Genomic DNA, 14,055 nt, shown 5'->3' on the forward strand with positions numbered 1-14,055 from the left:
CCTATTCTGGGATTTGTTGGGTGATACAGTGGATATTGCCACCACCTAAGAGAATATCTCTGGCTGGAATTCCTACGACCTTACGGTCTGGGAAACACTTACTGAGGATATCTAGGGCCACTTGGTCGTTTACATCCTCAAACTGGGGAACCAAGACAGCCTTGTTGGCAATATAAAAATTGACATAGGATGCTGCAAGGCGCTCGCCCTCATAACGCTCCTCTTCCCCTTCTTCATAGGTATAGCCTGATAAATCCTCTTCAGTGACAACCTGACGAATAGCTGGGATCGGAAGCTTATGAATAGTGAAAGGGTGACCTTTCGCATCCGTTTCCTTCTCTAAAAGGGCAAGGTCAGCTGCAGACATGGCATACTGAGGATCGCTTTTGTCGTCTGTCCAAGCTAGAACAAGCTCTGCAGGACCAACAAAGGCAACAACATTGTCAACGTGTTCATTGGTTTCGTCCTGATAAATACCATAAGGAAGCCAAATAACTTTTTCAGCTCCAAGGCTCTCTAATAAGGTGTTTTCGATTTCCTCTTTAGTCAGATGGGGATTGCGTCCAGGACTGAGTAAGCAGCTTTCAGTCACAAGAATGGTTCCTTGACCATCGCTGTGTATCGCTCCACCTTCCAGTACAAAAGGTTTAGCATCATAAACAGGCATCTCTAAGACTTCTACAAAGCGACTGGCTACTTGGTCATCGGCTTCATAGTCTTGGTAAAGACCGTCAACAGCACCACCCCAAGCATTGAAAGACCAGTCTACTGCCAACTTTTCTCTCTTATCATTGACAAGAATCGTCGGACCTGTATCACGAGCCCAGGCATCATTGGTGGGAATATCTAAATAAACGACCTTGTCTCCAAGATAGGATTGGGCTTCAGATAGATAGTCCTGCTCCACCAAAAGGTAAACCCTTTCCCCTTGGGCTATGGTCTCAATAATCTGGCTAAAGGCCTTCTTAGCCGCTTTTCCTTGAAAGGGCCATGAACCTGGTCGAGTTGGCCATATCATGAGGGTACCATGATGGGGTTCGTACTCTGCTGGCATACGATAACCTGCTTTTTTCGGAGTTTCTATCATGATAATCTCCCTTTAAAGTCTTGATAGCCGAAGGCTTTGACTAAGCTGCAGTCTCCCTGCTCGTCCATAAGATAGAGACTTGGCAAGCCAATACCGTTAAAGGTATTATTTTTGACAAAAGAATAAATGGCCATGTCTTCGAAATAGAGTCTGTCACCGATTTGGACTGGATTTTCAAAGCTATAATCGCCAATCACATCACCCGTCAGACAGGTATTGGAAGAAAGTCTATAGGTATGGGATTTTTCCTGAGCTTCAAAGCCATTTCTCAAAGGTGGACGATAGGGCATCTCAAGTACGTCTGGCATATGGCAGGTCGCGGACGCATCTAAAACTAAGATATCCATACCGTTTTCGACAATGTCCAATACTTCAGTTGCTAGATAACCCGCATTGAGCGCAATAGCTTCACCAGGCTCGATATAAACTTCAAGATTGTAAGTTTCTCGGATACGCTTGATTTCAGAAATCATCAAATCCACATCATAGTCTTCTCTCGTTATGTGGTGTCCTCCACCCATATTGAGCCATTTAACTTGATGTAAGTAGGGACCAAACTGAGCTTCTACAGCTTTCAAAGTTGTCTCTAAATCATCCGCCCCCTGCTCGCAAAGGGTGTGAAAATGAAGACCATCTACTAAGTCCAGCAAATCGCTTGGTATCTTGTCTAGAGTAACTCCAAAACGAGATCCAGGTGCACAAGGGTCATAGAGCGCGTGGTCTCCTTGAGTTGAACACTGTGGGTTGAGGCGCAAACCGACACTAATGCCAGCCTCTCGACAACGAGGACCATGTTTACGCAACTGTCTCTCTGAGTTGAAGACGATATGATCCGTTATTTCCAGCAATTCCTCCAAGTCTGCATCCTTGAAAGCAGGTGCAAAGACATGGACTTCCCCCGGGAATTCTTCTCGTGCTAGTTTGGCCTCATAGATACCACTTGCAGTTGTACCAGATAGGTACTCGCTAATCAAGGGATAGGTTTTATAAAGAGAATATGCCTTCTGGGCAAGCAAAACCTTGCAACCGGCTTCTTCTTGAACATACTGTAGAATGCGACAATTCTCTTCTAATTTTCCTAAGTCAATGACATAGGCTGGTGTGGGTACTTGTTCTAACTTCATTAGTCCACCATTTGTGGATTTTCAACCACAACCCATGGCAAGCCGTACTCATTCAAAGCTTCCATGAATGGATCTGGATCCAATTCTTCAAGGTTGTAAACTCCAGGTTGTTTCCAAGTTCCGTTCATCACTAATTTGGTCCCAATCATGGCTGGAACGCCTGTTGTGTAAGAAATTGCTTGTGAACCAACTTCTGCGTAACATTCCTGATGATCACAAACATTGTAGATATAGATAGTCTTTTCAACACCGTCTTTGACACCTGTAAAGATACAGCCGATATTGGTTTTTCCAACAGTGCGTGGGCCAAGGCTTGCAGGGTCTGGAAGCAAGGCTTTCAAGAATTGAATCGGAACGATGTCTTTTCCATTAAAGTTAATAGCATCTGTACGAAGGAGACCAACGTTTTCCAAGCATTTCATATGCGTTAGATAGGATTGGCCAAAAGTCATAAAGAAACGAATCCGTTTGACACCAGGAATGTTTTTGGCCAATGATTCAATTTCTTCATGGTGAAGGAGATACATGTCTTTTTGTCCAACCTGAGGGAAATCATACTCACGCTTGATTGACATGGCTTCCACTTCGACCCATTTTCCATCTTCCCAGTAAGAACCTGGCGCAGAAACCTCGCGGAGGTTGATTTCTGGGTTAAAGTTTGTTGCAAATGGATAACCGTGGTCACCACCATTACAGTCTAAAATGTCGATATAGTGGATTTCATCAAAATAGTGTTTGAGAGCATAAGCTGAAAAGACACTGGTCACACCTGGGTCGAAACCAGAACCGAGAAGAGCAGTTAAGCCCGCTTCTTTGAATTTCTCCTGATATGTCCATTGCCATGAGTAGTCAAAGTAAGCTGTAAAACCAAGTTCCTTGCAGCGTTTTTCATAAATGGCACGCCATTCTGGGTCTTCTGTGTCCTCAGCCTCATAGTTGGCGGTATCGATATAGTGGACACCTGTTGCCAAGCAAGCATCCATAATTGTTAAATCTTGATATGGTAAAGCTACGTTCAAAACAGCTTCTGGTTTGTAGCTATCAATTAAGGCAATCACTTCTTCAACCTTGTCAGCGTCAAGGGCAGCTGTCTCAATCTTTGTACTTGTTTTACCTTCCAGTTTAGCCTTCAAGTCATCACATTTTGACTTGGTACGGCTAGCAATCATAATCTCTGTAAAGGTTTCGCTATCTTGGCAAATCTTTGAAATAGCAACTTGGGCAACGCCCCCACATCCAATAATTAGTAAACGACTCATTTTTTTCCTTCCTCTTCTTCTAAAATGTCCTCAACATACTTGGGCAACATAAAGGCTCCCACATGTAAGTTTGCAGTATAGTATTCTGTGAAAAGCTGGCGTTTTTTCCAGCCTTCCTTGTCAAAATCTTTGACAGGGTGGTATTTTTTCGATGCAAATCCAAACAACCAATAGCCCGCTGGACTGGTTGGGATATGGGCCTGATAAACCCGACTGATTGGAAAGGCTTGATTGACCTTGCGGTGCATACTTCGGCAAGCTGACTCATCCTCGTCAAAGAAGGGACTCCCATGCTGATAGATCATGATGCCATCTTCTTTGAGAGCTCTGTAACTGTTACCGTAAAATTCCTTGGTAAAGAGCCCTTCCGTATGTCCAAATGGATCTGTCGCATCGTTGATAATGATATCGTAATCATCCTCACAGTTTCTCAAAAATCGCAGTCCATTTTGGTAGTAAATGGTGACACGAGGGTCATCTAATCCAGCAGCAAAATCTGGGAAATACTCACGACAAACCTCAACCAGCATTTCATCTGGTTCAACGATATCGATTTGCTCGAGTTCAGGATAGAGCGTTAATACTTGGGCAACACCGCCGTCGCCACCCCCAATAACCAATACTTTCTTAGGATTAGGATGGACAGCCATGGGTACGTGGACGGTCATTTCATTGTAAACAAAATCATCTGCATCTGAAAACAAGACATGCCCATTTAAGATCAATATCTTTCCAAAAGCTGGCGTGTCTAAGACTTCTATATCCTGCCATTCACTCTTACCAGCGTAGAGTTGCTTGGCTGTTCTCAGGGACAGTTTCACATCTGGAGTATGAACTTCAGAAAACCATAAATCCATCTAGTTCTCCTTTCTCTTAATGACGTTGATATGATTGACCTCTGGATCTTCCGTCCCTTGGAGGGAGCAACCACGTTCCTTGGCAAATTGGATATAGTCTACAATTTCTCGTGTAATGCGTTCACCTGGTGCTAGGATTGGAATCCCTGGAGGATAGCACATGACAAATTCCCCACAGACTTGTCCAACAGAATCATCCAAGGTTAAACTTTTTCTTTCTGAATAGAAGGCTTCTTGTGGAGACAGCACCAACTCGGGCTGGATATATTCACCAGCAATCAAGTCCTTCCCATCTCTCGAGTAGAGCCTCTTGATGTCAGCCAAAGCACCGACTAAGCGCTCGATGTCTTGGATGCGGTCACCGATTGAAATATAGGCCAATATATTGCCAATATCCCCGAATTCAATCTGAATATCGTATTCGTCTCGTAAGAGGTCATAAACCTCTATCCCTGTTAGCCCAATACCCTGAGTGTAAACGGACAGCTTGGTCACGTCAAAATCACAGACGGACACTCCGTCTATTAACTCTTTTGAGTAGGCATAATAGCCACCGATAGCATTGATTTCACGACGAGCATACTCGGATAGCTCAATGACTTTCTCAAAAGACTCTTTCCCACGAAGGGCTAAGTTACGACGAGAAATATCCAGACTAGCCATCAACAAGTAAGAGGCTGATGTAGACTGGGTCAGGTTGATGATCTGACGAACGTACTCAGGATTCATCTGTTCCCCGATAAGCAGGATGGAACTTTGAGTCAAACTCCCACCAGACTTATGCATAGAGACCGCCGCCATATCAGCGCCAGCATCCATAGCAGACAGTGGCAATTTATCTGTAAAATGCAAATGCGCTCCATGGGCTTCATCCACTAAAACCAGCATGCCCGCTTCGTGAGCCATCTCTGTCAATCCCTTAAGATCTGAACAAATCCCATAGTAAGTAGGATTGTTGATTAGGATAGCTTTAGCATCTGGATGTTCCTTAATGGCCTGGGTAGCCCGGTCATTTTCAAGACCTAAAGCGATGCCGATTTTAGGATCCACACTCATCTCGATATAGATGGGAATGGCACCACATAGAACCAACGCATTGATAGCAGATTTGTGGACATTTCGTGGCAGAATAATCTTATCTCCTGCCTTACAAGTCGAAAGAATCATAGTTTGAACTGATGAGGTTGTTCCTCCAATCATGAGAAAGGCATGGGCTGCACCAAAAGCATCCGCAGCCAATTCCTCAGCATCCCTGATAATCGAAATGGGATGGCCTAGATTATCCAAGGGTTTCATCGAATTGACATCAATGCCAACACATTTTTCTCCTAATAGTTCGACAAGTTCTGGATTTCCCCGTCCACGCTTGTGACCTGGCACATCAAAGGGGACAATCCTTTTCTTGCGTAGCTTGACCAAGGCCTCATAAATTGGGGCTTGGTTTTGATCTAACTTCTTCAAGACTTACTCCTTTACCATATTTTTAGCACCTCAAGAAGATAAAGGCGCTAAAGGTTGACTTATGAAAAAAGAGCAGGTTTTCACCTGCTCTGCAATCTTCTGACGTGTGTATTTTGGTTTCTGTTGAGTATGTCTGTTCCTGATGTTTCCTAACTCTCTAGTAGCAAATATTACGTACTTTATTGATCGTTTCACAAGATGACGTGTGCTTTCACCACACTAAAATTTATGAATTAGGACAAGCGTCCTAACATCAACTTATAAAAGTAGGCTTTTAACCCTATCAATAATGTGGCTTTTTAACCACGCTTCGGCATTCAACCCTGCCTGTCCGTAGGCATTTTTTACTCGGGTTTATATTTGCTAGAAAACATCATCTCATTTTCTAAGCCTTATAACTATATCATGTTTATAAGAGCTTGTAAAGTATTTTGTGAAACTTTTTTAAAGAATTACTTTTTTTGTTCGCGAAATATTATTCAACGATAAAAGGAAATCGCTTTAAAACGTCATAGGAATAAGAAAAAAGAAACTACAACCATTAGCTGCTTCAATAATCTTAAAGTATAACTTGATATTGAAAATCAATTCTTTTCATCAGATTTCATAAATATTTCCAGCTAGGAAGTGGGAATCAACTGCTCCAATTCTACTTCTGAAAGCTGTCCTTGATTGTAAAGTTTTCTAAGTAAGTCCTCATCTACGGTAATTGAATAGTAATCCGTCACAAACTCATGAAATTTCTCAAAACTGTCAAAGAAATAGGATAATAACCATTCGCCACCGTCCTGCTCTTGATAGGTATTTTGATGTTCTTGACCGTCATACCATATAAAGAAGGTTGTTTCATCTTTTTGCTCTTCTGAGTATAGGTTTTGATACTTTTCATCCAGTCCTTTATAAAATCCGTCTATGATGTCTTGATCCCACTCATCCGCAGCAAATTGACTCAAACTGCTTTCATGATCAAAGCCCTTTATAAGGATGATTTTATCAGTAAAGATTACATCTAGAGAATCACCAGAACCATTGTCGATAAGGTAACGAACCCCATAGCTTCCCTCAGTCTTAACGATCAATCGAAGCCAGGTCTTGTTTGGATCTGTTCGATACTCATCAATGACGAGCAAAGCATCTAAGCGAGTCTTTACCTTGTCCCATTCAATTTTTCCCATCTCTTTAATCCTCCATCTTAAATTTTAAAAATTATTAAGGTTACACGTTCTATAACCAATTTCTATCTATCCCGTCCGACTACACGGTGAAATTTTTCCTTCACCAGACAAATCATCAGGTGTACGATTTTCTAAATGTGCATTCATCACGCACCTGACTAACAGTTGGTAAAAGCACTTAGCAAATAGTCACTAAGACATTCCCCCTGAGAGTTAAGATTTTCTTGTAAAAGTCTTTCATTTTTACAAAGCTGGTTCGAATATCATCCTTGATTTCTTCCTCTTCTTCAAGATAATCCCAAATATCGGGGTATAAATCTGCCTTCTTACATGCTTCCATGCTAAAGTCTACCAGAGCCCTATCCATGTCAAAATTCTCTAAAGCTTGAACAATCTCAGCTATCTTTGAGTGTTCAGTATAGGCTATATATTCTGACACATTTTCTAAAGGGGTCACTCCCAAGACAGCTTCTCTCAAAGGATCGTCATCCATAAATTCTGAACTACTAAAGCCTGTCATAACAAAGAGTAAGGCGTCCCAGATTTTGTCAATATCTAGCAACGTCTCATTTTCCTTAGTAGAATCCTCGACTAAGTCAAGCAATTCCTCTTCCTGACGAGAATCTCGCATTATTTGGCTTAATTCATTGTCAGATAGATATCGATAATTAGCAATCATTCCCATAATGTTTCCTCCTATAAGTTCCTTAGGATAGCACTGATTTTACTAGTTACCTTTCTTGAAAAGGCATAATACTGTTTTTGGACTCTCCTCCTTATTTCTCATTCTCATCTTCCGTCACTTCCCAGACTTCTGACTGGTAGCCCTCACCGTCAATATCATAGCGCTGCATATAGCCAATAAATCTTTCCTTTTTATTTGCCTTACGAGGCTTGAGAATGTTTATAGCCCAAAATCCCATAAGAATGACAACTAAAAGCGCTATTACAGTCTCCATATTACTTCTCCTTTGCCTACATTAATATCCTTCAACCCACTTTTCATTGTCCATGATGAAAGGCTTAGCTAGTCCGTCACCTGTGTAATCCGCATATTTGGTGGATAGATACTTGTAACAATCTTCCTTTCTCGCAAACTTAATAGCTTGATAAGGTTCTTCAAAAGTCAGTTTCTCTACAAATAAGAAACCATCTTCAGCCGGCACTAAAATACCAACATGCCCGACAAAAAGAAACTCTCCATCCAAATTATCATGCAACACAACAGACAGCATTCGGGCCTTGTCATTAAATTGAAACTGGGAGAAGAATTTCTCCATCTTCTGCGCGTGAACTTTTACATCCGTCGTTGCTTCCGTCTCCACCCTAGAAAATAGAATATCAAACTCTTCCTTGTCTTTCGCATCAAACACCTTTCCCTTATCAATAGCGTCGTTATCCACAAAAAGCAGCTGATCATTCTTTTCGAGTTTTGGGATTGTAACTGAATTTTTTAAGAGCGCATAGCTATTAATACGGCAGTTGGTCCCGACAAAGTCACCCTTTTTTTCATTCCATAGATTACTAATTTTCTCTACGTCGTATTCTGTCTTCGTAAAGGAGGCAAAATCACCACTTAAGCCAGTAGAGCCGACTGTCGCATTATAGTCTGTGACAAGATTGAAAAATGCCTCAACACTATTTGGATCCAAGTGAGCTGATAAGAGAGATTTGACCTCTTCGGTACTGACCTGATTATTAAGATTGGTATATGAAGCCGTCCAAGGAACTTTATCTGAGCTGGCTTGTGTCTGATTTCCAGCTCCAGTCCTCGTATTATTTTGCTCACAAGCAGTCAATCCAAATAATAACGGCAAACACAGTCCCAAGGCTACTACTTTTCTCGTTCGTTTCATGAACTTTCCTTTCTCAAGCACAAGTCTCTATTTTTCTTTAAACACTCTTCACTAATCCCTCATCCGGTAATCCGTGACTTAGCTTTATTATACTACATAAGTCAAAAAAAGACTGCACGAATCACCCATTCATTACAGCCTTTTTGAGTACGATTTTTATTGGATTATAAAACCTTTAGGCAATATCACCAGTTGCTGCTCCAATACTTGGCAATGACTGGCTAGCGCTACAGCATCACTGTCTTCTAAAAGATAGTTTTCAGTTGATTGGTTAAAAATAGCTTGGATTTTTTTTCCATCATAATTCCATTCTAGAGCTAGAACATCTGGCTTGATTTCTTGCAGACTATAGGTGCCATGTTGGATAATGCCTGAAACATCCTTACGAAGTTGAATCAATTTCTTCATAAAATTCAACATCTCATTGCTATCGGAAACACGTTCCCAAGGCATGACACGACGGCAATCTGGATCTGGTCCGCCACCTAACTCCAACTCAGTTCCATAGTAGAAACACGGTGTCCCCCTTTGTAGAAAGAGGCAAGCAAGGGCAGACTTAACGAGTTGGACATCTCCCTTGGCAGTAGCCAAAATGCGCTCCGTATCGTGCGAATCCAAAAGATTGAACATCACTTCCGAAATCTGTTGTCTATAGTACATAGACTGGCTTTTGATCTCATTGATGAATTGAGGTGACTTCTTAACCCCTCGCAAGAAATAATCCTTGATGCTGTCGGAGAGAGGATAGTTCATGACTGCGTGGAATTCATCTCCGTTTAGCCAGGGTTGGGAAGTGTGCCAGACCTCTCCAAGAATATAAAGGTCAGACTTTTTAGCTAAGACAGCCTTACGGAAATCTCGCCAAAATTGATGGTCTACTTCATTTGCCACATCCAGTCGCCAAGCATCAATATCAAACTCTTCAATCCAGTAGGTAGCAACTTTTAAGAGATAGTCTTTGACTTGAGGGTTTGCCGTATTGAGCTTGGGCATATAGCTGGCAAAGGCAAAGGTATGGTAAGGGAGCTTTCTTGGATTTCCAAGCTTATCTTTGGTCACGGGAAATTCTTGAACATGGAACCAGTCTTTGTAAACAGAATCTTCACCATGCTTGAGAACATCCTGCCACTGAGGAGACTGATCCCCGATATGATTGAAAACAGCATCCAGCATGATTTTCATCCCTCTCTGATGGGCCTCCTCCACCAGTTTACGAAAGGTTTCCTTATCTCCAAAATGACGATCAATTTCGAAATAATCCGTCGTATTATACTTGTGATTGCTTGGGGATTCAAAAATCGGACAGAGATAAAGACCTGTAATCCCTAAGTCTTGCAAGTAATCCAGATGATCAATAATGCCCTGTAAATCACCACCAAAAAAATCACTCGTCTTTGGCTTGATAGAGGAATCCCAAGTTAGTGCACCTTCGGGTGAAATCTCAGGGGTCCCATTAGCAAAGCGTTCTGGGAAAATCTGGTACCATACCGTCTCTGCTACCCAGTCAGGAACATGGCAAGCATCAATCTCATGGATATACGGAATTTTAAAGCCATTTCCTTCATAATGAAGGTTTTCTAGCGTGTTTTCAACATATCCCTTATCGCCATATAAAATACTCTGACCTAGCTTATCTTTGAGTTCAAAAAGATACTGTAGTCGAGCATAGCCCACTGAAACTTCTGCTTGCCAGTAATCAAATAAGGCATCAGAAGTTACTTTGATCATTGCCTTGCTTGCTTCATAATGGTCCTCTAAAAAGATAAAAGTATCTCCATAATGCAAATGGATGCTTTCAATATCATCTTTCTTAGTCCGGATACGAATGTGCATTATCTTATCCTTATAAAGATAAGCATACTCTGACTCTGGTCTATGGTAAATGGCACTTAATTCCATTGTATCTGTCTCCTAGTTTACTTTCATTCATTTGCGAAGCAAACGTTTTCACAATTGTGATTCTAGTATACTACTTTAAAATTTTATTTTCAAGACTTGTCCGTAGTTTCGAGTGGATTGTTTTTGAGAATATAAAAAAGCAGTAAGTCTTAATACCTACTACTTTCTGATTGATGATTTACAAATGCCTTTCCAGCCAATCTATCTTTTTAAAATCCTTATTGTTATTGTGGTCATTTCTATAGGAATCTTGAGAAGAAGCTTTATATATACTGAAATACTGTTCTAAACTTGGAACACGAAACGTGATGTCCTCGGGATGAATCAACTCTATATCTGATTCAGATACTCCTGCAAAATCAGGTAAGGAATCGATACTTCCAAATTCAACGCTCACATCATCTTTTTGGAATTCGTGCTCGTGAATATCTACCAAGGTATAGCCTAAGTGGTTCATCACTTTCATTATCTTGTCCCACTCATAAATCCTGAGATGATCAGGCGCATCCCAGCCTCTAGGATCTCCAGGAACATGAATGTCAATGTCAGACGGCTGCCATTCTTCATTTGAACGGTATTCAAAACCCAAAGACCCCATGAGTGTCGGTGTGATTCCGACTTGGTTTAAATGAAAACAAATTGTTCGAAATTCATCAAATAGAGAATTCATTCCTCCTCCAATCGTTGATATAGAACTTAATTTCGTTGTGAACAATAAACTAATTTTTACCTTCTACTCTTTCGGTTTTGAAAATACTTCTACTCGTTGAGCTAGGACTTTGATTTCTACAGGTAGGTTATCCGATTTATCGCCGTCAACATCTGACTCCAATTCACTATCTGAAGAGATTTTAATATTACGTGCTCTGATATACTCAATATTATCATTTCCGACAACATCTCCTTTTAGTAAATCAGGAATAACGGATAATTTAGAGAATATAGAAGCATCTTTTAGAATCAAAATATTAGCATAGCCATCTTTGTCTTCTTCAAAGATTTTCTTATCAGCGAAGTAATTGGTCAAGAGAACCAAAACATGGCTCGCTTCACCTTCATAATTTCCATTTTCTGTCTCAATCTTAATGTTAAAGACCTGATCCGTCATCACAGACTTCATGGTATTTACAGCGTAGGCTAAAATACCGAATTTTGTCTTGTCCTCGATCTCCACATTGTGAATCGCCTCAGGCAGAGAACCGATACTAAAGATATAACCAAAATAGTTGTCATTCGCTTTACCAATATCAATCTTATTGGTTAAATTAAAATCGAGTTCATCAATCGCGCCATCGATGTCTTGATTGATTTCCAACAGTTTCGTAATGAGGTTGCCCGTACCGCCAGGGATAATCCCTAACTTCGGAATGTAGTCTCTCTCAGCAATACCCGAAATGACTTCATTGACAGTCCCGTCTCCACCGAAAACAACCACTGCATCGTACTCCTCACGAGACGCTTCCTCAGCAAAGTGTGTTGCATCCAGTGCTTTTTCGGTAATTTTGGTTTCCACGTGCTCAAAATAATCTTTGGCCTTATTCTCCAGCTTGACCTTATAATCCAAGGCCTTTTCCCCACCAGAGGTAGGGTTAATAATTAACATTGCTTTTTTCATTAATAATACTCCTTTAAAAGTTACAAAAATTCTAGTAACTAATTATATCACTTGAGTTGTGGAAACGCCATCTAAATGCTTGAAAAATCGAATCCACTAACTAGAATAGAGACGTTAATCTGTCAAATAAAACACTCAACTTTTTAAAAATTCTTTAGACTTCCGTACGATATAGTGCTGTTCATCTTCTTGAGCGAGTTTTCTAAACAATTCATTCGCCCTAGTCATATCCCCTTTTAATTTAGAGTTCAAAGCTTGATAGTAACTGATTTCCAATTGTTGATATTTAAACTCGTTTTCCAATTCTTCAAAATAATCATTGAATTGATGAGCAATTGTTAAATCGTAAAGCGCAATACTAACGCTTTTTGTTTTCTCAGCTAGAGACGAATCTGAGATGGACATTTTGTTTAGTATAAGATCAAGCTGGTCCCTGGTCAGGTTTGGATTTGCAAGAACTGTCGAGCGAATAAGATAACTTTCTAAAAAATCCCTATATTTCGGCTTCAGTTTTTGATCAGTCATTGCTTCAGAAGCCTCCTTAATGGCAGCATCGAAATCACCAATCATATAGGAATAGCCAACAGATGTTAGTGTCACATCCATTTTTATAATAGCTCTTTTTGCAACTTTCTTCAATTCAATGTATTGCTTCCAAGACGGTAAATCTAAATCCATATGAAGTAACTTAGTACCGCTCCTTAAATACCCTCTTCTGATTAGCGCAATGAAAAGAAATAAGAGTGCATTTATGAATAAAATACAAAGGGTTTGAATAGTCCTATCTTTCACCATCCAAGCTACAAAAAGAATGAGAAGAACAGCCAAAACAATCACGACTTTTCTATAAAATCCATATTTCTTGCGTATTTCTAGATAATTCATTTTTACTCCCTTTCTAAATTATAAAATATCATTACGTGAGCAGTTCTTGACCTTAAATGAGTAATTGACCAACAAAATGCTCTCTATTCAGTTCCCTAATTTTTCTTATAAAATAACCCAATGTGACCTGCAAAAGAGGATCATAAAATAGCTTTCATCTTAATTTATAACTTCTCAATCTTTTCAAAAACAAGTTCTTGCTTTTCGACACTTTCTCGGAGTGGTGACATGCCTAAAATCACTGTAAAAAATCCCAATAATAGAATACTATTAATAACAAGTAAGGCTCCCTCTGTTCCATTAACAGTATATAGATAAAATGCAAAACATCCAAGAGTCGGAACAAGGATAAAAGGAAGAAGTTTGTAATGTTTTAATTGACGCTTATTTCCAACTGGTTTAAAAGTTATTTGATAGTTTGAAACTTTATTCTCAAGTCTTTTTTGGACGCTATGACGAGCTCTTATGGCAATGAACCAGAAAGCAAGATAAGCTAGGAAAATGAATAGGCCATATAAGCCTATCTTTAAAGGAAGGTTGTGACTAATCCCATTGTTTCTAAAAAAATTTGTCACAAGCCGATAGCCAGATCCCCCTATTGCTGTACCAATTGCAATCCCAATTGATTTACTCATAGTTGGAGCTACACTCTCAAAACGCATATCTCTTTTATCTAACTTTTGCATTTTTGCAGTAATTTCATCGGGAAGAGAACCCCAGAAATAGGATTTTGGACTAATGGTCGTCAAATCTAGAATATACTTTTCTCCCTCAACTTCCACTATTTTGAAAAAAGCTTTATTCGTTTCTTTAAATTTTACTTTCATACTCACCTTT

Annotated in this window: 14 protein-coding genes; all 14 read right to left on the reverse strand. The window is 40.1% G+C overall.

Annotated elements, in window-relative coordinates; all coding sequences use genetic code 11:
• Window position 1: 1 nt before the first annotated feature.
• The 14 genes from aguA to MP387_RS04670 all read right to left on the reverse strand — a co-directional run bounded on the left by aguA (window position 2) and on the right by MP387_RS04670 (window position 14,045).
• Window positions 2–1,087: an agmatine deiminase gene (gene aguA, locus MP387_RS04605; RefSeq protein WP_242745363.1), complete on the reverse strand. Its 1,086-nt coding sequence runs from the start codon at window positions 1,085–1,087 to the stop codon at window positions 2–4.
• Window positions 1,084–2,211, reverse strand: a complete 1,128-nt coding sequence (gene nspC / locus MP387_RS04610) for a carboxynorspermidine decarboxylase (RefSeq protein WP_242745365.1) — start codon at window positions 2,209–2,211, stop codon at window positions 1,084–1,086. Before nspC ends, aguA begins: the two co-directional genes overlap by 4 nt.
• Window positions 2,211–3,470: a saccharopine dehydrogenase family protein gene (locus MP387_RS04615; protein ID WP_242745366.1), complete on the reverse strand. Its 1,260-nt coding sequence runs from the start codon at window positions 3,468–3,470 to the stop codon at window positions 2,211–2,213. Before MP387_RS04615 ends, nspC begins: the two co-directional genes overlap by 1 nt.
• Window positions 3,467–4,327 (reverse strand): polyamine aminopropyltransferase, encoded by an 861-nt coding sequence (gene speE / locus MP387_RS04620; protein WP_000366713.1) that lies wholly within the window; start codon window positions 4,325–4,327, stop codon window positions 3,467–3,469. The genes MP387_RS04615 and speE overlap by 4 nt, the downstream gene beginning before the upstream one ends.
• Window positions 4,328–5,788, reverse strand: coding sequence for an aminotransferase class I/II-fold pyridoxal phosphate-dependent enzyme (locus MP387_RS04625; RefSeq protein ID WP_242745368.1), 1,461 nt, complete (start codon window positions 5,786–5,788; stop codon window positions 4,328–4,330).
• 620 nt (window positions 5,789–6,408) lie between these two features.
• Window positions 6,409–6,963, reverse strand: coding sequence for a hypothetical protein (locus tag MP387_RS04630; RefSeq protein ID WP_242745369.1), 555 nt, complete (start codon window positions 6,961–6,963; stop codon window positions 6,409–6,411).
• Between the two features lie 178 nt (window positions 6,964–7,141).
• Window positions 7,142–7,648, reverse strand: a complete 507-nt coding sequence (locus MP387_RS04635) for a YfbM family protein (RefSeq protein WP_242745371.1) — start codon at window positions 7,646–7,648, stop codon at window positions 7,142–7,144.
• A gap of 91 nt (window positions 7,649–7,739) precedes the next feature.
• Window positions 7,740–7,922: a hypothetical protein gene (locus MP387_RS04640; RefSeq protein WP_242745373.1), complete on the reverse strand. Its 183-nt coding sequence runs from the start codon at window positions 7,920–7,922 to the stop codon at window positions 7,740–7,742.
• 21 nt (window positions 7,923–7,943) lie between these two features.
• Window positions 7,944–8,819 (reverse strand): DUF4300 family protein, encoded by an 876-nt coding sequence (locus MP387_RS04645; protein ID WP_242745374.1) that lies wholly within the window; start codon window positions 8,817–8,819, stop codon window positions 7,944–7,946.
• A gap of 156 nt (window positions 8,820–8,975) precedes the next feature.
• Window positions 8,976–10,718: a glycoside hydrolase family 13 protein gene (locus MP387_RS04650; protein WP_242745376.1), complete on the reverse strand. Its 1,743-nt coding sequence runs from the start codon at window positions 10,716–10,718 to the stop codon at window positions 8,976–8,978.
• Between the two features lie 178 nt (window positions 10,719–10,896).
• The gene (locus MP387_RS04655; RefSeq protein WP_242745378.1) at window positions 10,897–11,388 is read right to left on the reverse strand and encodes a phosphoribosylanthranilate isomerase; all 492 of its coding nucleotides are present in this window, start codon (window positions 11,386–11,388) and stop codon (window positions 10,897–10,899) included.
• A gap of 63 nt (window positions 11,389–11,451) precedes the next feature.
• The gene (locus MP387_RS04660; RefSeq protein ID WP_242745380.1) at window positions 11,452–12,333 is read right to left on the reverse strand and encodes a diacylglycerol/lipid kinase family protein; all 882 of its coding nucleotides are present in this window, start codon (window positions 12,331–12,333) and stop codon (window positions 11,452–11,454) included.
• A gap of 135 nt (window positions 12,334–12,468) precedes the next feature.
• The gene (locus MP387_RS04665) at window positions 12,469–13,218 is read right to left on the reverse strand and encodes a hypothetical protein (protein ID WP_242745382.1); all 750 of its coding nucleotides are present in this window, start codon (window positions 13,216–13,218) and stop codon (window positions 12,469–12,471) included.
• Window positions 13,219–13,382: 164 nt separating this feature from the next.
• On the reverse strand, window positions 13,383–14,045 hold the full coding sequence (locus MP387_RS04670) for a DUF443 domain-containing protein (protein ID WP_242745384.1): 663 nt from the start codon (window positions 14,043–14,045) through the stop codon (window positions 13,383–13,385).
• Between the last annotated feature and the right edge of the window lie 10 nt (window positions 14,046–14,055).

Source organism: Streptococcus oralis (genome assembly GCF_022749195.1).
Lineage (GTDB): Bacteria > Bacillota > Bacilli > Lactobacillales > Streptococcaceae > Streptococcus > Streptococcus oralis_CI.